At 71.2% G+C, this 19,970-nt stretch carries 16 protein-coding genes; all 16 read right to left on the bottom strand.

Annotated features, from left to right (window positions below):
* Window positions 1–73: 73 nt before the first annotated feature.
* The 16 genes from JO379_RS30340 to JO379_RS30265 all read right to left on the bottom strand — a co-directional run bounded on the left by JO379_RS30340 (window position 74) and on the right by JO379_RS30265 (window position 19,880).
* The gene (locus tag JO379_RS30340) at window positions 74–3,268 is read right to left on the bottom strand and encodes a non-ribosomal peptide synthetase (RefSeq protein WP_209517943.1); all 3,195 of its coding nucleotides are present in this window, start codon (window positions 3,266–3,268) and stop codon (window positions 74–76) included.
* The gene (locus JO379_RS30335) at window positions 3,265–4,311 is read right to left on the bottom strand and encodes an alcohol dehydrogenase family protein (RefSeq protein WP_209517939.1); all 1,047 of its coding nucleotides are present in this window, start codon (window positions 4,309–4,311) and stop codon (window positions 3,265–3,267) included. Before JO379_RS30335 ends, JO379_RS30340 begins: the two co-directional genes overlap by 4 nt.
* Window positions 4,308–5,699: a condensation domain-containing protein gene (locus JO379_RS30330; RefSeq protein WP_209517937.1), complete on the bottom strand. Its 1,392-nt coding sequence runs from the start codon at window positions 5,697–5,699 to the stop codon at window positions 4,308–4,310. Before JO379_RS30330 ends, JO379_RS30335 begins: the two co-directional genes overlap by 4 nt.
* A gap of 30 nt (window positions 5,700–5,729) precedes the next feature.
* Window positions 5,730–6,536 carry a class I SAM-dependent methyltransferase gene (locus JO379_RS30325; RefSeq protein WP_209517935.1) on the bottom strand — a complete coding sequence of 269 codons (807 nt, stop codon included), beginning with the start codon at window positions 6,534–6,536 and terminating at the stop codon, window positions 5,730–5,732.
* Between the two features lie 56 nt (window positions 6,537–6,592).
* On the bottom strand, window positions 6,593–7,453 hold the full coding sequence (locus JO379_RS30320) for an amidohydrolase family protein (protein WP_209517933.1): 861 nt from the start codon (window positions 7,451–7,453) through the stop codon (window positions 6,593–6,595).
* Window positions 7,450–9,375 carry a beta-galactosidase trimerization domain-containing protein gene (locus JO379_RS30315; RefSeq protein ID WP_209517931.1) on the bottom strand — a complete coding sequence of 642 codons (1,926 nt, stop codon included), beginning with the start codon at window positions 9,373–9,375 and terminating at the stop codon, window positions 7,450–7,452. The genes JO379_RS30320 and JO379_RS30315 overlap by 4 nt, the downstream gene beginning before the upstream one ends.
* On the bottom strand, window positions 9,357–10,508 hold the full coding sequence (locus JO379_RS30310; protein WP_209517929.1) for a DegT/DnrJ/EryC1/StrS family aminotransferase: 1,152 nt from the start codon (window positions 10,506–10,508) through the stop codon (window positions 9,357–9,359). The genes JO379_RS30315 and JO379_RS30310 overlap by 19 nt, the downstream gene beginning before the upstream one ends.
* The gene (locus JO379_RS30305; RefSeq protein ID WP_130880998.1) at window positions 10,505–11,269 is read right to left on the bottom strand and encodes a nucleotidyltransferase family protein; all 765 of its coding nucleotides are present in this window, start codon (window positions 11,267–11,269) and stop codon (window positions 10,505–10,507) included. The genes JO379_RS30310 and JO379_RS30305 overlap by 4 nt, the downstream gene beginning before the upstream one ends.
* The gene (locus tag JO379_RS30300) at window positions 11,266–12,339 is read right to left on the bottom strand and encodes a glycosyltransferase family 4 protein (RefSeq protein ID WP_242626448.1); all 1,074 of its coding nucleotides are present in this window, start codon (window positions 12,337–12,339) and stop codon (window positions 11,266–11,268) included. The genes JO379_RS30305 and JO379_RS30300 overlap by 4 nt, the downstream gene beginning before the upstream one ends.
* Before the next feature lie 5 nt (window positions 12,340–12,344).
* Window positions 12,345–13,325, bottom strand: coding sequence for an NAD-dependent epimerase/dehydratase family protein (locus JO379_RS30295; RefSeq protein WP_130881000.1), 981 nt, complete (start codon window positions 13,323–13,325; stop codon window positions 12,345–12,347).
* Window positions 13,318–14,622 carry a nucleotide sugar dehydrogenase gene (locus JO379_RS30290; RefSeq protein WP_130881001.1) on the bottom strand — a complete coding sequence of 435 codons (1,305 nt, stop codon included), beginning with the start codon at window positions 14,620–14,622 and terminating at the stop codon, window positions 13,318–13,320. The genes JO379_RS30295 and JO379_RS30290 overlap by 8 nt, the downstream gene beginning before the upstream one ends.
* A gap of 50 nt (window positions 14,623–14,672) precedes the next feature.
* Entirely contained in the window at window positions 14,673–15,806 is a 1,134-nt protein-coding gene (locus JO379_RS30285; RefSeq protein ID WP_130881002.1) for a hypothetical protein, read from the bottom strand.
* 52 nt (window positions 15,807–15,858) lie between these two features.
* Window positions 15,859–16,665, bottom strand: coding sequence for a creatininase family protein (locus tag JO379_RS30280; protein WP_242626373.1), 807 nt, complete (start codon window positions 16,663–16,665; stop codon window positions 15,859–15,861).
* Window positions 16,662–17,579 carry a beta/alpha barrel domain-containing protein gene (locus JO379_RS30275; protein WP_130881003.1) on the bottom strand — a complete coding sequence of 306 codons (918 nt, stop codon included), beginning with the start codon at window positions 17,577–17,579 and terminating at the stop codon, window positions 16,662–16,664. The genes JO379_RS30280 and JO379_RS30275 overlap by 4 nt, the downstream gene beginning before the upstream one ends.
* Window positions 17,576–18,121, bottom strand: coding sequence for a TIR domain-containing protein (locus JO379_RS30270; RefSeq protein ID WP_130881004.1), 546 nt, complete (start codon window positions 18,119–18,121; stop codon window positions 17,576–17,578). The genes JO379_RS30275 and JO379_RS30270 overlap by 4 nt, the downstream gene beginning before the upstream one ends.
* Before the next feature lie 343 nt (window positions 18,122–18,464).
* Window positions 18,465–19,880: a condensation domain-containing protein gene (locus JO379_RS30265; RefSeq protein WP_209517926.1), complete on the bottom strand. Its 1,416-nt coding sequence runs from the start codon at window positions 19,878–19,880 to the stop codon at window positions 18,465–18,467.
* Window positions 19,881–19,970: the final 90 nt, after the last annotated feature.

Raw genomic sequence — 19,970 nt, 5'->3', positions numbered from 1 at the left:
CTCCCCGTTCGCCGGACGGGCCGGTCGGCCCGTCCGGCGGTCGAGGACACCGCCGCGCAGCGGAGGTGCACCTTCACAGGAGCATGTCGGGGTCCTTCGCCAGAGATTCCAGCAAGGCCGCAAACGCGTCGGTGAGGCGCCGCGCGGTCGTGTCGTCGTAGCGCGCGAGGTCGTACTCGAAGAGGCCGTCGTAGCCGCCGTCGCCGTCTTCCTCCAGCATCACGGTGGCGTCGAACTTGGCGGACCGGGTGTCGGTCTTCCAGGGCGTCACGGTCAGCCCGGGGAGGTCGGGGCTGCGGACCGTCGTACTGCCGTAGGAGAACATCAGCTGGAAGACGGGGCTGTGGTGACGGCTGCGGGGCGGGCGGATTTCCTCGACGACGCGGTCGAAGGGGACGTCCTGATGGGCCATGGCCTCCTGGACCGTTTCCTTCACGCGGGGCAGGAACCGGCGGAACGTCGTCCCCTCGGGAAGCTCGGTGCGCAGGGCGAGGGTGCGGGTGAACAGGCCGATCAGATCGGCGGTCTCCGGGCGGTCACGGCCCGACAGGAGGGTGCCGACCACCATGTCGCGGGCGCCGCCGGCCCGGTGGACGAACGCCAGGAACCCGGCGAGCAGCACCATGAACGGGGTGACGCGTTCGGCGGCGGCCAGCTCCCGCAGTCTCGCCGCCACGTGCGGGCCGACGGAGAAGGGACGGACGATCGCGCCTTTGGGGCTGCCGCCGTCAGCGGCGTCGCGGGCCGGGGGCAGTCTGGTGACGGGCGGAGCGCCCGCCAAGGTGGCTTTCCAATAGTCGAGTTGCCGGTCCATGACGGGGCCCGTGTGCTGTCGGCTCTGGCTGATGGCGTGGTCCGCGTACTGCACCGGCAGGGGCGGCAGCGCCGCCGGTACTCCCGTACCGGCGACCTCCCGGTAGTGGTGCGCGAGCTCGCGGAACAGCACGTCCATCGACCAGCCGTCGAAGACGATGTGGTGGAAGACGAGTACCAGGACGTGGTCGTCGGGCCCTGAGCGCAGCAAGGTGGCCCGGAACAGCGGGCCGCGTGTGAGGTCGAAGGGGGCACCGGCCCGTTCGGCGACCGCGCGGCGCAGTGCGCTCTCGGGGTGGCCGGAGAGGTCGGTGCTGTCGAGGGTGAGCGCGTCGGCGGTGGCGGGCGGGGCGACGATCTGTACGGGGTGCCCGTCCTCATTGCCGATGGTGGTGCGGAGCGTGGCGTGCCGCCGTACGATCCGCCGCAGCGCCTCCAGCAGGGCCGCCGGGTCGAGCTCGCCTTCCAGCCGCAGGACCACCGGGTCGTTGTAGGCGGTGCCGGACGGTGCCATCTTGTGCAGGATCCACATACGGCGCTGGGAGGACGTCACCGGGGCACGTGTGGGCTCCGGTGCCTGCCGTGCGTCCTCGGCGGAGGCGCTCCGCTCCGCCGAGATCAGTGCCGCGAGTGCGCCGACGGTCGGTGCCTCGAAGACCGTCCGCTGGCGTACGTCGACGGCGAGCGCCTCGCGCAGGTGGGCCGCGAGCCGGGTGGCCGTCAAGGAGTCGCCGCCGAGGGCGAAGAAGTCGTCCTCGACGCCGACGTGGGGGACGCCGAGTGTCAACGCCCAGATCCCGGCGAGTGCGGCTTCCAGCGGGGTGCGCGGCGCGGTGCCGCCCGGGGCGGCGGGCTCCGCGTCGAGCGGCAGGTGCCGCAGGGCTCGGCGGTCCACCTTGCCGTTCGGGTTCAGCGGGAGGCCTGGGACGGGGACGACTCGGGAGGGGACGAGCGCGGGTGCGAGACGGGTGGCGAGGTACGCGCGCAGGCCCGCGTCGTCCTGCCCCGCCTCCCAGACCACGCAGGCGCAGAGCTGATCGGTCCCGGCGGCGGTCCTCCGGGCCAGGACCGCGCACTCGGTCACCCCCGGATAGCCTCTGATGACCGACTCGACCTCGCCCGGCTCGATACGTATGCCGCGGATCTTGATCTGGTGGTCGGTCCGGCCGAGGAAGGCGAGGTTGCCGTCGGCCAGGCGGCGTACGAGGTCGCCGGTGCGGTACATCCGGCTGCCCGGCCGGTCGCCGTAGGGGTCGGCGAGGAACCGCTCGGCCGTCATCCCGGGGCGCCCGAGATAGCCGCGGGAGACGCTGTCACCGGCGATGTAGAGCTCGCCGGGCCGCCCGTCCGGCACCGGGCGCAACCGCTCGTCGAGCACGTGCACCCGCACACCGCCCAGCGGCGTCCCGACGGGAACGCGCTGCCACGTGCTCACGTCGGCGGCCGGCCCGGTGGTCTCGTACAGCAACTGGGAGACGGTGCCCTCGGTGGCGCCGTACTCCTGCACCAGGCGGACGCCGGTGGGCAGCCAGGCCGCGACCTTGTCGACGGCGACCGCCTCGCTGCCGACGACCAGCAGCCGCAGCGAGGCGGGAGGCCGTGGCAGCCCGTCGCGTTCCAGCTCGCGCGACCACTCGTACCAGTAGGCGGGGGTGAGCTGCAGGACGGTGACGCCCTGCGTCTCGGTCACGGCCCGCAGGCGGGCGCTGTCGGCGAGCGAGTCCTCGGGGTCGAGCACCAGGCAGGCCCCGGTGACCCATGTGGAGAGGATCTCCTCGGCGGCCACCGAGAAGCCGATGGAGGCGAACTGCAGCACACGGTCGCCCGGCCCCAGTCCGAGCCGTCGGCCGACCTCCAGGGCGAGGTTGGCCAGGGGGCCGTGGGTGAGGCCGACGCCCTTGGGCCTGCCGGTCGAGCCGGACGTGTACGCCACCCAGGCCAGGTTCGCGGGGTGAAGCGGGCGGCTTTCCGCAGGCCTCGGCCCGCTCTCCGGCTCGTCCCACGGTCCGTCCGCCGGTGGGTCGTCCGGATGCACGACGGTGCCGGAGTAGTCCGCGACAGGCCCCCCGGGGGCCGGGTGGCGACGGGTCAGCAGGACCGGGGCGGCGACGTCGTCGAGGATGAAGGCGAGCCGGTCGCGGGGGTAGCCGGGGTCGAGCGGGACACAGACGCCGCCTGCCTTGAGGACGGCGAGGACCGCCACCGCCAGTTCGACGGAGCGGGCCAGGTGGATGCCCACCCGGACCTCCGGGCCCACCCCGTGGCGGCGCAGCCGGCGGGCGAGCCGGTCGGCCCGCCGGTCGAGCTCCGCGTAGCCGAGGCGCTGGTCACCGCAGAGCACCGCGTCGGCGTGCGGGGTACGGCGTGCCTGGTCCTCGACGAGCAGGTGCACCCCGGGGGTGGCGAACCGGTCCCCCCCGACGGCCGGCGACGGCGCTGTGGTGGGGGCGCTCATGGGATCAGCACCACCTTGCTCGCCTCCCCGGCGTCGAACAGCCGGAACCCCTCGGCCGCTTCGGACAGCGGAAGCCGGTGCGAGATGACGAAGGTGGGGTCGATCCGACCGCCGCGCACCAGCTTCATCAAGGGTTCCCGTGCGCTGATGGGGTCGCCGACGGCGAACCGCAGGGTGATCTCCTTGGCGAAGGCCAGGCGCGTCGGCATGGGCATCGCCTCGGAGGCGTGGGAGCCCACGGCGCACACGACGCCCCTGGGCCGTACGATCTCCAGCGCGCTCAGCAGGGCGGCATCGGTGCCGACCGCTTCCAGGACGACGTCCGCGCCACGCCCGTCCGTCAGGTCCCGGACCCGTGCGGGGAGGTCCGTGCCGGTGGGGACCGGGTGGGCGCCGTGGTGGGCGGCCAGTGCCCGCCGGCTCTCCAGCGGGTCGACGGCCAGCACCGCGGCGGCGCCGAGGACGCGGGCGGCCTGCATGGCCAGCAGGCCCACGGGGCCGCAGCCCACCACGGCGACGGTATCCCCGGGGCGCACCTCGCCGCCCACCGCGCCGGCGTAGCCGGTGGCGAGGACGTCCCCGATGAGCAGGGCCTGTTCGTCGCCGACGGCGTCCGGGACGGGGAACAGCACCACGTCCGCGAACGGCACGCGCACGTACTCGGCGTGGCCGCCCGCGAACGCCGTCGTGCCAACCACGGTGTCGTAGCCGAAGAGGCCCACCCGGTCGCACTGGTAGTGCCACCCGCGACGGCACGCCCCGCAGTCCCCGCACGCGATGATGTCCGAGGCGACGACCCGGTCACCGGGGACGAAACCGCGCACCCCGGGCCCGACGGTCTCGACCACGCCGGTGAACTCGTGTCCGGTGACCGTGCCCGGCGTGAACGACGCGATCTCGCCCCGGTAGGGGTGCAGATCGGTTCCGCAGATGGCGCTCCTGACCACCCGGACGATCGCGTCCCCGGGGTCCTCGACGCGGGGCGTGGCGGCATCGTCGGTGAGCTTCACCTGGTACGCCCCGTGCCACTGCAAAGCCTTCATGCGTCCTCCTTCTCCTGGTTCCCCTGCATCCCCTGCATCCCCTGCATCTGAGGGGACGGCAGTTCCTGGGCCGCGGCCAGGAGTGCCCGGTGCAGGTCGTCGAGCAGGCGTGCGGCGGCCGTGTCGTCGTACTGGGCGCGGCGGTGGGTCAGCAGGGCCCGCAGGGCTCCGTCCTCTTCGTAGAAGCCGAGGTCGATGTCGTATCCGGAGAAGGGGTCGTGGTGGTCGATCGGCGTGACGTCGAGGCCTTCGAGCGCGGGCGGCACCTCGGGGGTGGACTGGAAGGAGACGCACACATTGGTCACGGACCGGAAGCCCGGCCGTTTCAGGCCGAGCTCCGCCATCAGCCGCTCGTAGGGAACGTCCCGGTGCGCGTACACCCCGATCATGGTGCGCCGTACGTCGTGCAGCAGCGGCCGGAAACCGGTCGTCTCGGGTACGCGGGTGCGCAGCGGAAGGACGTTGACGAAGAACCCGACGGCCCGCTCGAACTCGACGCGGCTGCGGAATCCGCCGCGGGTGGCTACCAGGATGTCGTCACCCGGCACATAGCGGCGCAGTACCTGCTTGAAGGCAGTGAGCAGGAGCATGTACAGCGTGACGTGCTCGCGTCGGCTGATCTCCCGCAGCCGGTCGTAGAGGGGTTGCGGGAAGGTCAGCCAGCGGGTCACCGGGGGCTCTTGGGCCCGGCCGGCCGTCGGCCGGGCGAGGGACAGTTCGGGAAGCGGGGTCACACCGGCCAAGGCCTTTCGCCAGTAGGCGAGTTGCCTGGGGTACACGGGGCCTTCGAGCCAGTCCCGCTGCCATCGCACGAAGTCGGCGTAGTGGGTCGCGACGGGTGGCAGGGGTGAGGGCAGGCCGCGGACGTGCGCGGCGTAGAGCCGCTCCAGCTCGCGGAAGAGCACGGACCACCACGACCAGGCGTCCGACACCATGTGGTGGGTGGTGATGCGGATGATGTGCTCGCGCGGGGCGAGCCGGATCAGCGCGGCCCGGATCACCGGCCCCCGGGCCAGGTCGAAGGGCTGCCCGAGGTCCGCGTCGAGGAACCGGGCGGCTTCCGCCTCGCGCTCCTTCGGCGCGAGGGCCGTCAGGTCGGTCAGCGGCAGGGGTACGGCGGCGTCCCGGTCCACGCGCTGGACGGGCTGCCCGTCCACCACGGGGAACCGGGTGCGCAGTGCCTCATGCCTGCGGACGAGTTCCTCGATGCTCCGGTGCAGGGCCGCCTGGTCCAGCTCGCCGGCAAGGCGGAAGGTCATCGGGACGGCGTACAGCGTCGTACCCGCGAGCCTTTCCAGGAACCACATGCTCTGCTGCGCGTAGGACAGCGGCAGGCCTTCCCGCCGGTGCCCTCCCGGGTGGTCCGTCGCCCCGGCTTCGTCCCCCACCGGCCCTTCCCCCCTCTCACGTGTCACGTTTTACTTGACACCGCTCACGAACAGCCAGCTCCGGGGCACTTCGGTCAGCCCCAGCTCCTGGAAGGTCGTGCGCAGGGCGGCCTTCAGTGCCTCGGAGCCGAGGGCCATGTCCGTGAGGCCGGTGGCGCCTTCGATGAAGACCGAGTAGCCGCACAGCGCGTCCCAGTCCTCCAGCGTCCACGCGTACGTCTCCTCCTCGGACTTCACCGCGGAGAATCCGGCCCGCTCGAAGAGTTCCTCGTGCTGCTGGGGCGTCAGTGTCTCCATGGCGACCGGCTTGTCGCGCTCGAGGACCAGATCGCTGCCGCGGCTCTTCAGCCAGGCGCGCGTGGCCTGCAGCCAGCGGGCATAGAAGGGGCGGGTGTCGGGCAGCACGGCACCTTCGTAGAACAAGGTGTTGAGGGCACACCGGCCACCGGGTTTCAGCATCCGATAGCACCCGCCGACCACCGAACCCCGTTCGCTTTCCGGGATTTGGTGCATCACATTGCTGAGCACCGCGACATCCACCGGGTCGACCAGGGACTCGACGTCCTGGGCGCGGCCGGTGAGAAAGCGGACCTTGGGGTCGCGGAGCCTTTTCCTGGCGATGGCGAGTTCGTGCTCCGACGGATCGACGCCCACGATGGAGCCCACGTGCGCGAAGCGTTCGAGGAGTAACCGGGTGGCGAGCCCGGAGCCGCAGCCGACGTCCACGACGACGCTTCCGGGAGCGGCCTCGCAGATGTCGACGAGGCGCTGGGTCACCTCCCCGTACAGGCCGCGGCGCGACATTTCATCGAATTCGTATCCATGGATGAAAGCCATTGTTTCCTCGTCTTCCTCTTACGGGGTGAACATTCCTGCGGGGCGACCAGATCGGGTCAGCCGGCCAGTCGTGCCGCCGTGCCGCCCATGACGGCCCGGAATTCGTCCGGGGTCAGCGGATCGCTGCCGTCCGGCCAGGGTTCGGTGTCCTTGGCCAGCCGCGCCATGCGGTCCATGGAGTCGGTCATGGTCGCGAAGGGGAAGTCGGTCCCCCACAGCACGCGGTCCAGTACGCCGCGTTCGCGGGCGTGGGCCAGTGCGCCGGCCACGGCCGCGGGCGGCCGGTACGAGCCGAAGATCGACAGGTCGGCGTACAGATTCGGGTGGCGGGCCAGCAGCTCGACGCACGGGGCGGTCCACGGGGTGCCGAGGTGGGCCAGGATGATCTTCAGGTCCGGGAAGTCCCGCGCCACCGGCTCCAGCAGCAGCGGGGAGAAAAAGCGGCCGTCCGCGTTCTTGGCGGGGGTGTAGCCGGTGTGGACCAGCACCGGGATGCCGAGTTCGCCCGCGGTCTCGTACACGTCGTACCAGCGCCGGTCGGCGGGTGACATCCGCAGATAGCAGGGGGCGGTCTTCAAACCGCGCAGCCCCAGTTCCGTGATGGCGTGCCGCAGTCGGGCGGCGGCGCTGGGGGTGCCCGCGTCGACGGAGGCGAAGCCGGTGAACCGGTCGGGGTGACGGGCACACAGCTCGGCGACGAACTCGTTCGGCACCGAGAAGCCCTCGACGCGTCGCACGTCGAAGGCGAGCAGGAACGCCCGGTCGACGCCGGCCGTGTCCATCTCGGTGATCAGTTTCGTCTCCGGTACGGAGAGTGCCTCGGGCGGCATTCCGGTCGTGGCCATCATCTGGTCGGCGAAGGCGGCGGTGAAGTGCCGGTAGTACTCCCCGGCGTGCACATGGGAATCGATGATCAACTAAGGGCCTTTTTCACCGGTGCCGGGTGCGCGGCGGTCCGGGGCACCTGTGGAGGGGGCCCGGCACGCCAGAACGTGAGATGGACGCCTTTCGCCTGCAGGACGAGGTGTTCGGTGGTCTCCGGGCCGGTGGCCGTGGCCGCCCGCCGTACGGTCGTCCGCGCTTCGGCGGGGGCGTGGTTGATCACGACGCCGCACCGTTCGTCCCCGCGGCCCAGCACGGTGGTCTCCACCAGCGGATCGTCGGCGGAGAGCTCGGGCCGTATCCCCGCCGCCTCGGCGACGGCGGCGTACAGCCGGTGCCAGGGTGCCTCCTGGAGGCGGTAGGGCGCATTGAGCCGGTCCTCCAGCGGGGCGTTGAGGTAGTAGGCGGTGCCGTGACCGTAGGAGTTGCGGGTCAGGGCGGGTGCACCGTTGGGGAAGGCGGCGAGCACCTCGGCACCGGCCGTGTCGATCACCGGGATCTGCCCGGGCGGCCAGTCGACGGGGAACCGGTGGCCGGCCCAGGTGAAGGCCTCCTGCTCGGCGGCGCGCAAGGTGAAGTCCTTCGTCCGCACCCCGAACAACTCCTCGCCGCCGGCGCCGTGCAGCAGATCGCCGGTGGAGTAGAGGACGGTCCCGCCGGACGCCGCGTACCGCTCCAGGCGGCGCTGGTCGTGCAGCGAGAGATGACGGACCGAGGGGCAGACGACCATCGCGTAGCGCTCCAGCTCCGCCCGGCCGGTGAACTCATACGTCAGGTGTGCTTGTTGGAGCAGGAGATGGGCGTAGAAGGCGGCGGGTGCGTCGGAGCCCGGGGCCGACAGGTAGCCGCCGTCGTCACCGTCGCCCTCGGGCAGGAAGACCCCGACCGCGGCGGGCACGGGAGCGAAGCCCGCGAGTTCGGTGGTGACGCGGCGGGCGAAGATCCGGTACTCGGTCATGGCGGGCTTCTCGCGGCCGTCCGCGTCCAGCAGCCCCACGAAGCGTTCGCCCGGGCGCAGGGCGTACGGCTTGCGCCCGGTGGTGAAGTCCTGCCAGCACCATACGGCGGTGCCGGCCGCGCCCGCGGCGAAGGCACTGTGGGCGGCCGCCCGCAGATACCCCGCCGCGGTGGCCTCGTCGCAGCCGTAGCTGCCCATCTCGTCGACGTAGACAGGGGTGTGGGCCCGGCCGCGCCGCACCAGATAGGACAGGAAGGAGGTGGCCTTCGGCGCGGAGACGGACTCGATGTGGAACGGGGTCCACACCGGGAATCCGTGCAGTCCGACGAGGTCGAGCGGCTGGGCGTGCTCGGGGCGGAAGGCGTGGTCGCCGACCACGGCGGACGCCTCGTTGGCCTGGAGGACCAGCGCGCCGGGGTCCGCCGCGCGGACGGCCCCGGCGAGCAGCCCCCACCACGCGCGGGCCCCGTCGGCGTCGAGCTCGGCCGAGGCGGCCCGGTCCACGTGGATGATCTCGTCGCCGAGGTCGTAGGCCAGGACGTTGGGCGCGTCCCGCAGGGCACCGGCGATGTGGTGGACGAAGTCCCGCTGCCGTTCGACCATGTCCGGGTCGTGCCACAGGTCGCGGCCGGCGCGCCAGGGCGGGTCGAAGCGCTGTCCGTTCATCCAGATGGTCAGCAGCGAGGGAAGGCAGAGCAGGCCGTACCGTCCCGCGATCTCCACCAGCTCGCGCAGCCGGGCCGTCATCACCGGGTCGTACACGCCTTCCTCGGGCTCGAAGTCGGCCCAGAAGACGAAGAACCGCACGGTGTTGAATCCGAGGTCCGCCATGCGGCCGAAGTCGGCGTCGAGGGTTTTGGCGTCCCACTCCCGCCAGTAGTCGCACCCGGCCCGCGAGGGGTGGTAGTCGCAGCCCACGCTGAAGAAGGGCCGTCCGTCGCGGTGCAGAGCGCCGCCGACGAGGGTGACCCGCCCCGGCTTCAGGGTGCCGGCTGCCATGCCGCCCTCACCGCCTCGACGACGAGTTGGACCTCCCGGTCACCGATGCCCGCGTAGAGCGGCAGCGACAGCTGGCGCCCCGTGACGTTCTCGGTGACGGGCAGACTGCCGGGACCCAGTCCGCAGCGTTCGCGGTAGGCCGTGAACAGATGGGTGGGCGGATAGTGCACGCCGCTCTGGATCCCCGCGGCCTTCAGCCGGTCCTGCACCACGTCGCGGTCGAGCCCTTCGGGCAGCACCACGGGGAACAGGTGGTGCGCGCTCTCCTCCACCGGCCGGTCGGCGAACGGCAGGGTGATGCCGGGCAGGTCGGCGAGCCGCTCCCGGTACTGCCGCACCGCTTCCTGGCGGCGTTTCCCCTTGGCCGCGAGGGCGTCGAGCTGGACGCGGCCGAGCGCACAGGCGATCTCGGTCGGCCGGTAGTTGAGCCCCAAGGTGTCGACGTCGTAGGTGGAGGGCCCGCCGCGGTGCCGGTCCTGGGCGCTCACGGTGAGGGCGTGCGAGCGCAGCCGCCTGATCCTCGCGCGGACGTCGGGGTCGCGGGCGACGACCATGCCGCCCTCCCCCACGGCGAGGTTCTTCGTGGCGAAGAAGCTGTAGCAGCCGATGTCGCCGACGGTGCCCAGGACGCCCTGGGCGGTGGTGGTGGCCGGGGCGTGGGCCGCGTCCTCGATCAGGACGAGTCCATGGGCGCGGGCCAGCTCGCTCAGGGCCGCCAGGTCCGCCGCGTAGCCGCCGTAGTGCATCGCGACGACGGCACGCGTGCGCGACGTGATGCGGGCGGCCACGTCCGCCGGGTCGAGGCAGAGGTCGTGTGCGCCGCCCACTTCGGCGAACACCGGGGTCGCCCCGGACAGGGCGACCACCGCGGCCGCGGAGACGAAGTTCAGCGACGGCAGGACGACCTCGTCACCGGGGCCGAGCCCCAGGGCGAGCACCGCCAGATGCAGGGCGGCGGTGCCGTTGGCGACCGCGACGGCGTCGTCGACGCCGAGGGCGGCGGCGTAGCGGGCTTCGAAGTCCTGGGTCACGGGCCCGGCGGACAGCCAGCCCGAGCGGAGCACGTCGGCCACCGCCTCCCGCTCGGCCGCCCCGATCTCCGGACGGTACAGGGAGACCTTCCAGTCGCTCATCCGCCCACCATCTCCTCCGCCGGGCCGGTGCCGGCCCACAGTTCGCTCTGTTCCTTCGGGCTGAGGTAGCGGGAGCGGTCCGCGCGGAACGCCGCGGTGGCGCGCTCCAGTTGCTCGGGTGTGCCGATGTCGCACCATTCGCCGTCGAAGACGTAGCCCTCGACGCGTTCGCCCTGCTCGCGTGCGGCGGCCAGGAGGGCGGGCATGTCGCGCCGCCCGCCGGGTGACAGGAGAGTGAGCAGGGACGGCTCCAGTACGTAGATGCCGCCGCTGACCAGGAAGCTCATCCGGGGTTTCTCCCGGAAGTCGGTCACCTGCTGCTCTTCGTCGACCTCCACCACCCCGTGCGCGATGTCGATGTTCTGCTGGGCGAGGGCGATGGTCGCGACCGCCTGGGACTTCTTGTGGCGTGAGAAGAGGTCGGCGAAGTCGATGTCGGTGAGCAGGTCCGCGTTCATCACGAGGGTGGAGTCCTCGAACGGCGGCAGCAGGGTGAGCGGGCCGGCGGTGCCCAGGGGCTCCTCCTCCAGGGAGAAGTCCAGGTCGAGGCCGGCCCACCGGTTCCCGCCGAAGCTGGCCTTGATCATGTGTGCGCGGTATCCGAGCGACAGGGTGACGTGGGTGAAGCCCGCGCTCCTGAGCTGCAGAAGGATGATGTGCAGGATGGGTATCCCGTCCACCGGCATCAACGGCTTCGGGACGGTGTGGGTGGCGGGCCGCAGTCGGCGTCCCTCGCCTCCCGCCAGTATGACTGCCCTCATCGGACCCCCTCCGTCTGCCGGGCGGCCGTCAGTGTGGTGTAGACCGTGTGCACCCGGTCGGCGACCGCCTCCCAGGTGAGTTCGCGGCGTACCCGGTCGTAGCCGCTGCGTCCCATCGCCGCCCGTTCGGCGGGATCGTCCAGGAGGCGGTTCACCGCCTCGGCCACGGGGCGCGCGGCCGGGCTCACGAGCAAACCGTCGCGGCCGTGGGCGACGACCTCCTCGCTGCCCATGAACGCGGAGCCGATGACCGGCTTGCGGCAGGACCAGGCCTCCACATAGACGAGCGGGAACAGATCGGCGGTGGACGGCAGACACACCAGATCGCAGGCCGCGAGGGCGCTGTGCTTGGTGTCCTCGTCCGCCATGTCCAGCTCGATGATGCGGGGATCGGCGTGTGCCGCGAACCGGCTCACGCAGTCGTCGTCCCAGCGGGGCCCGAGGAAGACGAAGCGGGTGTCCGGGTGGCGTGCCCAGACGTGCCGGGCCGCCTCCAGGACGACGGTGTAGCCCTTGGAGCGCATCTTCCTGCCCAGGAAGAGCACCATGGGCCCGGTGATGCCGTGGTCACGGCGGAAGCCGTCGGGGTCGGCGACGCCGGGCAGGTGCGGGCCCTGCCCGATGAGGTGCAGAACGGAGTCGTCGACCCCCTCGCCGCGCAGCATGGCGCGTTCGGCCTGGGAGAGCACGAAGACGGCGTCCGCCTGCCGGCAGCAGTCGAGCACCGTCTCCCGGTCCGGCCACACCTCGGGGGCGGAGGCGGGGGTGATGGTGAAGGGGACGTCCCAGGCGCGGGCGAGCTCCAGGCCCGCCCGCATGTCCGCCGGGTGGAACGCGTCGAAGGCGTGGAGGATGTCCGCCGCGCGGGGAGGGTCGTCGGCGGGGTCGGGGATCGCCTCGACGCCGAGCCCCGCGGCCGCCATGAAGCGGGCGGAGTCCTCGTCCACCGCCCCGGAGTACACGCCCACCTCCAGCCCGCGCCGGCTCATGCATTCGGCGAGGTACTGCGCCATCAGTTCGGCCCCCGCGCGGGCCGGGAAGTAGCCGCGGTGCACATAGCGGACACGCATGGCGCTCACCGCCCCTCGCGGGCCGCGATGTCCCGCGCGTACCACTCGTACGTACGCCGCAGTCCCTCACTCAGGTCCACCTTCGGGGCGTAGCCGGTGAGTTCGCGCAGCCGGGTGAGGTCGGGGAGCCGCCGGCCCGGGGACAGCGGCGGGGCGGGGTGGAGGTCGAGGGCCGGCCGGCGGCCCACCGTCTCGAAGACCTTGGTCGCGAGGTCCTCGATGAGGACCTCCTCCAGGTCGTTGCCGATGTTGACGAGCAGCGTCTCCTTGGTGGGGAGGGCGGTCAGCGCGGTGATCGCGTCGACCGCGTCGTCGACGTAGCAGAAGGCGCGGCTCTGGTCGGCGCCGTAGACCGGGAAGGGGTCCGCCCCGCCGAGCAGTCGCTCGATGAACTGCGGGATGACGTGTTCGTATCCCATGCGGGGGCCGTAGATGTTGTGGAAACGCACCATGCGCAGCGGGAAGCCGTACGTCCGGGCGTAGTTGCGGCAGAGCAGCTCGCCGGCGATCTTGCTGAAGCCGTAGCTGGAGCGGGCCACCGTGGGATCGGAGACCACCAGCGGGACGTCCTCGGTGGTGGGTACCTCCGCGACTCCGGCCTCGACGCTGCCGGCGTACGCCTCGCTGGAGGAGGCGAAGCAGAGCGTGGCCCCGGTCAGGGTGGTGAACCAGTCGAGGAGGTGGACGGTGGCGAGGAGATTGGTGCGCAGGACGCGCTGCGGTTCCTCGTTGGAGTGCACGACGCCGACGACGGCGGCCAGGTGGTAGACCTCGGTGAAGTCGTCGGCGAGCAGACCGTCGGGGACGGGGGTGGTCAGGTCGTGTTCCACGAGGGTGACCCGGCCGAGCAGCGCGGCGAGCCGTTCGTCGGAGCGGCCCCTGCTGAAGTCGTCCAGGAGGGTGACGTCGCAGGTGGCGGCGAGCTTGCCGGCCAGGTGCAGGCCGATGAAGCCCGCACCGCCGGTGATCAGGATCTTCTTACGCACTGCCGAGCCTCATTACCTTCGTCGTGGGCGGGAGGACCCGCCAGGTGTCGTACACCAGCGCCGGTGCGCACATCCGTGGGATCAGGTCGTCGGCGTCCAGCTCCGCGTAGCGGGCGTGGTCGTTGAGGAGGATCGCGGCATGGGCGTCGGTGAATCCCTCGGTGACCGTCACCGGGCGCACGCCCAGGGCCTCGATCCGGTCCGGCGGGACGACGAAGTCATGACCGACGATCTCTTTGACGCGGCCGTGCAGGAAGGCCAGCAGCGGCTCGTAGGGGGCGCCGCGCAGGTCGTCCGTCTCGGGGCGGCCCTTGTACGCGAAGCCGGAGATCAGGATCCTGGCCTCGCCCGGGTCCAGTCCCGCGTCGCGCAGTGCGGCGAGGACGCGTTCGCCGACCCTGCGCGGCATGGACTCGTTCAGGGTGCGGGCGGCCGTGACCAGCTGGGGTGTGTGGCCGTGGGGGGCGAGTGAGTACCGCAGCAGGTAGGGGTCCTTCGTCAGGCAACTGCCGCCGACGAAGCCGGGCTTGTTGATGTCGGGCCTCGGGTAGTCGAGGTTGGCGGAGCTGATGATCTCCAGCGCGTCCAGGCCGAGCTTCTCCGCGATCAGCCCGATCTCGTTGCCGAATCCGTAGATGAGGTCGGTGTGGCAGTTGCAGGTCAGCTTGATCAGCTCGGCGGCCTCCAGGGAGGAGACCGGCACGACCTGCTCGGTGACGGTGGCGAAGAGTCCCGCGGCGAGTTTCACGGCCTCGTCGGTCAGGCCGCCGACGATCTGCGGGAGGGACAGCAGCTCCGCGAGGGCCTGCCCCTGGATGGTCCGCTCGGGGCAGAAGGCCAGCAGGGGGTCGGCGGTGCGGCGGCGCAGTACGGGCAGCACCAGGCCGCGCGAGGTGCCCACCGGTACCGTGCTGCGGACGATCACCAGGGTGTTCTCGTCCATGCGGTCCGCTATCGAGGCGGTCGCCGCCGCCAGATGGCTGAGGTCGGGGGTGGTCCCGCCGGCCTCGATCGGCGTTCCGACGCAGATGATGACGACGGGTGGCAGTCGCAGCCCGCCGATGTCCGAGGTGACCGCGAACGATCCCCTCGCGGAGCCGTCCTTGATCTGCTTCTCGACTCCCGGCTCCGACAGTTGCAGCTTCCCGCGGGCGAGGTCGCCCGCCACCGCCGGATTGGCCTCGTAGCCCAGTACCTGCTTGCCGGTGGACAGGAGCGCCGCGGTCAGTGTGACCCCGACGTATCCCAGCCCGACGACGCAGACGTCGAAGTCCTTGTACGACGTGCGCGGTTCCATGTGAACGTACCCCCTGGATGCGACTCGGTAAGGTGCGGATCGCCGACGGGTCAGCCGACGACCCAGTGGGTCTTTTCGGGCCTGCCGCCCAACTGCCGCTTCTGGTCGTCGAGTCCCTTCACTTCGGAACCGCCCGCGTCGACTTCACGGATGCCTTGGTCCCACATTTTTTTGAAGACGTTCAGCCAGACGTACTGGGGGATCGCGGTGAATCCCGTCGGGTCCTTGAATATCCCGGTCAGCCGCTCCGGGAAGCGCATCGACATGGTGCAGTACAGCGATGCCCGGTGCGGTGCGGTGCGCTCTCCGGCGAAGAACATCACGGGGACCTCTTCGCCGTCCTCGATGGACAGGCTGCCGAGGTAGGCGAAGTAGTCGCGCTCGTTCTCGCCGCCGGGGCGCTGGGTGATGAGCGCCCGGTAGTCCTCGGGTGTGGAGCCGACCACCGTGCCCTGCTCGCTGCGGGCCTCGAAATACCCTTCGACGATGCCCCGGGCCTTGCTCTGCTCGCTCTCGCCGTAGCCGTACGGAACGATGCGGAAGTCCAGGTGGTCGTTGCGGCGCAGGAAGTTCTCGAACCTGCGGAAGGCCAGCCTGTTCTTGCTCTTGTACTTCCCCGTCTCCGCACCCACCAGGTTCTTCACCTCGAGGCCGCCGTCGGCCCCTTCCGTGAAGAGTTCGTCGAGGCGGTAGACGCGGTTGGGATACGTTTCGTCCTCTTCGGGGGCCACCGGGTGCCAGGGGTCCTTCGTCACCGGGGCGAACCCCGCCGCGAGGAAGGCGACGTGGTCCTCCGGTGACAGATGGCGCACATAGATCGACGTCCGGGTGAGGCCGGCTTCGCGGACGGCGGCGATGAAGGACTTCACCACGGCGATCCTGTCGGGTCCCTTCGGCGCGACGATGTGGAGATGCTTCTCGGGGTGCTCCTCCTTGCTGAAGTAGCCGACGCCGAAAAGGTTTTCCCCGTCGTGGAAGACCAGGCCGTTCGGATGCTGGGTGCTGGTGCCTCGGATGTTGTATCCGTTCGTGTAGAGCATCAATCCGAGATGCCCCATCGCGAACGACCCGTCCTTGAAGGTACCGATGGTGTCGAAGGATTCCTCTACGGGGCGGAGCTTGTCTCCGAAGAGGCTCTGCAGGCGCTCTTCGAACTCGTCGCGATCGGTTGCCGGCAGGCGCACGAATTCACCTCTGCTTGGAAGATTTCACGCGACTCGACCTCGCTCGGCGGCGTCAGGCCGGTGCCGGGTCGGCGGGACGGACGGGACCGGTGGAACTGTCGGAAAGCGTCCGGGTGATGCCGTCCAGCACGTGCCAGAAGAGCTTTTCGCCGAGCTCGGCGTCGGCACCCGTGGTGGAGGAGAGCACCCCTTGGTTGGACATCCGGTCCACGTCGACGGGGTGGCGGTAGATCCCCGGTGGCGGCGGGGTGTCATGGGTGGGCCTGGCCGCGCGGACCACGTCCGGGCGCAGATACATCATCAGGCTCGTCTCGGTCAGCCCCGCGTGCTCGGCGTGCCATCCGGGGAATTCCGGCACGTGCTTGCCGAGCCATTCGTCCTCCACCAGGCTCCACCAGCTGAAGGCCACGATCTCGGTGTGCGGGAAGGTCCTGGCCGGCTCGCATCCGTCGATGGCCTCGAAGAGCAGGCCCTCGTTCTCGTAGTGGCCGTTGATGACGACCAGCCGGGCGGGCTCGAGCCGTGCGAGGGCCCGCAGGCAGTGCGTGAGGTAGTCGACGAAGGTACCGCCGCCGATGTGGACGGTGCCGGGGAAGTGCAGTCCGCCGCCGCTCTGGGGCAGCGACCTGGCGGAGAACGGCTGGCCGGGGAGGAGCAGACCGCCGACCTCCGCGACCACCTGCCGCGCCAGCGCGTCGGGGATGTCGAAGTCCACCGACAGCGGCAGGTGCGGGCCGTGCTGTTCCAGCCCTCCCACCGGCCAGACCAGGGTGGCGCCGGACACCGCGCCCGGCACCTCCGGGCTGGTCAGGTCGCCGTACGCGGCCACGTTCGTGGTGCGCTGCCGCATGCCCGTCATCCCCTCACCTCTTTGATGCTCCGTCCGACCAGATCCGTGACCGTGCCGCCGTGGGCGCGCAGCCAGTCGTCGAAGCCCTCGCGGATGCCCACCAGCGAGCCGAGCATGTTCGTGTGCAGGGCGGTGTAGACCTGCACGGCGTCGGCGCCCACGCTCAGGTACTCCGCCACGTCGGTGGCGTCCCGGACGCCGCCGCCGCCCATCACGGGCACGTCGGTCCCCCGTCGGCGCAGTGCGAAGATCTCGGCGAGGACCAGGGGTTTGATGCCGGGCCCCGAGTAGCCGAAGACGCCTCCGAGGCGCACCTCACCGGTGTCGGGGTCGACGGCGAGCCCGGCGATGGTGTCGCTCAGGGTGATCGCGTCCGCGCCGCAGGCCACGGCCGCCTCCAGGCGCTCGCCCAGTCGCTCCCCCGCCGCCAGCTTGACGCTGAACGGCACGGGGGTGGCTCGCCGTACGGCGGTCGTATACGCGGCGACCCGCTCGGGGGTGTCCTCCAGGCCGCCCTCTTCGTTGAGACAGGAGATGCCCAGTTCGAGCGCCGGGCTGCCGGCGGCGGTCACGCGCTCGGCGAGCCCGGCGAGTTCCGTCGGGGAGTCCGCGTGCACGGAGGCGATCACCGGCAGTCGGTCGTCGGCGAAGCGGCGCAGCATCGCGCACCAGTCCCCGACGGCTCGGCGGGAGTACGTCGTGCTGTTGAGCATGCCGGTGGGGAGCCGCAGCAGCCGTTCGTCCCCCGAGGGTGCCGGGTTCGGGTGGATGGTCTTGGTGACGACGGCGCCTGCTCCGGCGGCGAGCAGTCTGCGGATGTTGCGTTCCTGGTCGGTGAGCAGGCCCGAGCCGACGACGACGGGTGAGGAGAGGGGCAGGCCGAGGATCTCGGTGGCCCCCGGGTGGTGGGTGCGGTCCGTCACTCCGACATCACGACCTCGCGGCCGACCTTGGAGAGCAGCAACAGCAGCCCGGCGGGGTCCTCGCGCGCTTCGGTCAGGTCGAAGACGCTCACGTCGGCCACCGAGGGCAGTCCGCGCAGCAGGTGGCTGGCGTTGGCGGCCATGGGGGTGGGGGTCACGACGACGATGGGCTTGCCCAGTGCGGAGGCCCAGCCGAGTTCGATGTGGGTGCCGTCGGTGCGCATCAGATCGCCGTCGGTGCCGACGGGCAGGACGGGGACGAACACGTCGCAGCGGCGCATCCAGCCGAAGTCCCGCACGCTGACCTGGTCCGGTGAGAACAGCGGGGTGTCCACCCCGAACTTCTCGGCGACGTGGGCGGAGAACACCGTGCCGTTCACCGCCGTCACCGTTTCGATGACGTCGTGTATCGCATGCCGTAACGGCTCGTGGAAGCCGTCCTGGTGGATCGCGTGCTGGATGGGTCCGCCGACGAAGACGCTGACTCCCGACAGGTCGACAAGGCCCGTGCCGTCGACGCCGTTGGCAGTGGTGTCACTCATGACTTCTCCTGATCTCCTTCGCGGAGCGCGAGGTGGGAGGGTGGTCCTTCGGTGCGTGAGGGCACCCGGCGGTCGTGCTCGGTCCCGGTCGCGCGGGGGCGGTGGCGACGGGGGGCGGCGGAGGCCGAGGACGACGTCACGGAAGAAGGTGGCCGCATGAAGGCGGCGGCTGCTCAAGGACACCGGCAGTCCGGCCCTGTCCGGCTCAGTCCCCCGTCCGGTGACACGGTGCCGTACCACCTGATCTGTTTTTCGGTCCTGTTACCTGCTGGATATGACGTGGGAACAGTCTCCCCGGGTGGTGGGGGAACGGGCACCCCCACTTTGGGGTATGGCCATCCGGCTAGGCCGAACGCCCGGTCATGCGCGTCTGCTGGGGTGCGTCCACGACGTGTTCCACGAGCAGCCGCTCGATGTCGCGGAGGAAGGTGTGGACCTCGGGCGGCGGAAACGCCCTGGTGTCGGCGTTGAGCACCAGCCGCAGCCAGCCGGGCTCCTCGTCGTCGGCGACGAGGAAGAAGTCCTCTCCTTCCGTGAAGGGGTGCCGGGTGACGACGGTGTCGGGCAGGGCGGCGCGCACCGCGTGGGCCGGCGCCGGGCGCCCGCCGCCGCGTGTCTCGTGTGCGGCCCGGATGTCGTTGAAGCAGCAGGACAGACTGATGCCGGTGCCGCGTTCCCGCTCGGCGGCGCGGAGGAGTTCCTCGGCGTGGTCGGGGTCGTACAGGCCGTTGGCGTAGGCGGTCGTGCAGGCGGCGAAGGCGCGCCGGGCGAGGGCGGGCACGCTGTCGCCCGTCAGGTCGATCGTCACCGGTACCTCTTGGTGCAAGTTGGCCACCGCGCAACGGAGTTCGGGGGTGAAGCGGTTGGCGGCCAGCAGCCGGAGGGTGCAGACGGGAAGTCCCGCGCGGCGGCCGAGCAGCGTCGCGACGGCGGTGAGCAGGACCGCGGAGGTGCTCACCCGCCACCGCTCGGCCAGTACCGGCAGGGCGAGGAAGGCGGCGCGGGAATCCATGACGGCGCTGTAGCGGTCCGGCACGCCGGGCTCGGCGGCACGGGCGGCACGGGCGGCACGGGCGGCGAGGGCGGGAAACATCGTGGCGGGCGCGGTGGCCAGTTGGTCCCGCCAGTACGCCCGGGAGCGGGCCAGCAGGGCCTGCCCGCGTGGGGACCGTTCGTACTCTGCCTGCTCGACCGGTTGGCGGAAGGCGGCGGGGGACGGCGCGGGCCGGCCGGTGGTCCGGGCGGCGAGCAGCCGGGTGAGTTCGGCGGCCAGATGGCGCAGGGACATGAGGTCGGCGGCGAGGTGCGAGACATGGAAGGCGGCGAGCACCGGTGCCCCGTCGGCGACGACGACCATGGCCCGGAGGAGCGGGGCCGTGGTGAGGTCGAAGGCGGTCTGCCGCATCCTCCGCCGCCAGGCGCGCAGCACGTCCCGGGGGTCCTCGCCGGGCTCGGTCGCGGCGATCTCGGTTTCGAAGGTTCCGGAGCGCAGCACCCGCTGTGTCAGTGTTCCTTCGGGGCCGGGGCCGAAAGCGGTGCGCAACGCCTCGTAGCGGCCCACGAGTTCACTCAGAACGGTGAGCACGTCCGGTACGGCGGCATGGGGTGGCAGGCCGGCCCAGTGGCTCACGTCGTAGAAGGAGGCGTCGGGTAATTGACGTTGGATCAGGTTCCACATGTGCCGTTGCGCACAGGTCGCGGGGGCGGTGACGGAACGCCGCCCGTAGAAGGGAGTTCGGCTCCGGACGATTTCTGCCACGGCTCGCTGCCTTTCCTTGCCCGGTGGATGAGGCGCTGCGATGCGCTGCGGGCAGGGAAATCCGGTGCGGCAGTCGTCGACGGGCCTCGG

The organism is Streptomyces syringium (assembly GCF_017876625.1).
GTDB lineage: Bacteria > Actinomycetota > Actinomycetes > Streptomycetales > Streptomycetaceae > Streptomyces > Streptomyces syringius.
Note: the sequence above shows the minus strand (reverse complement) of the source record. Positions and strands in the feature narration are given on the sequence as shown.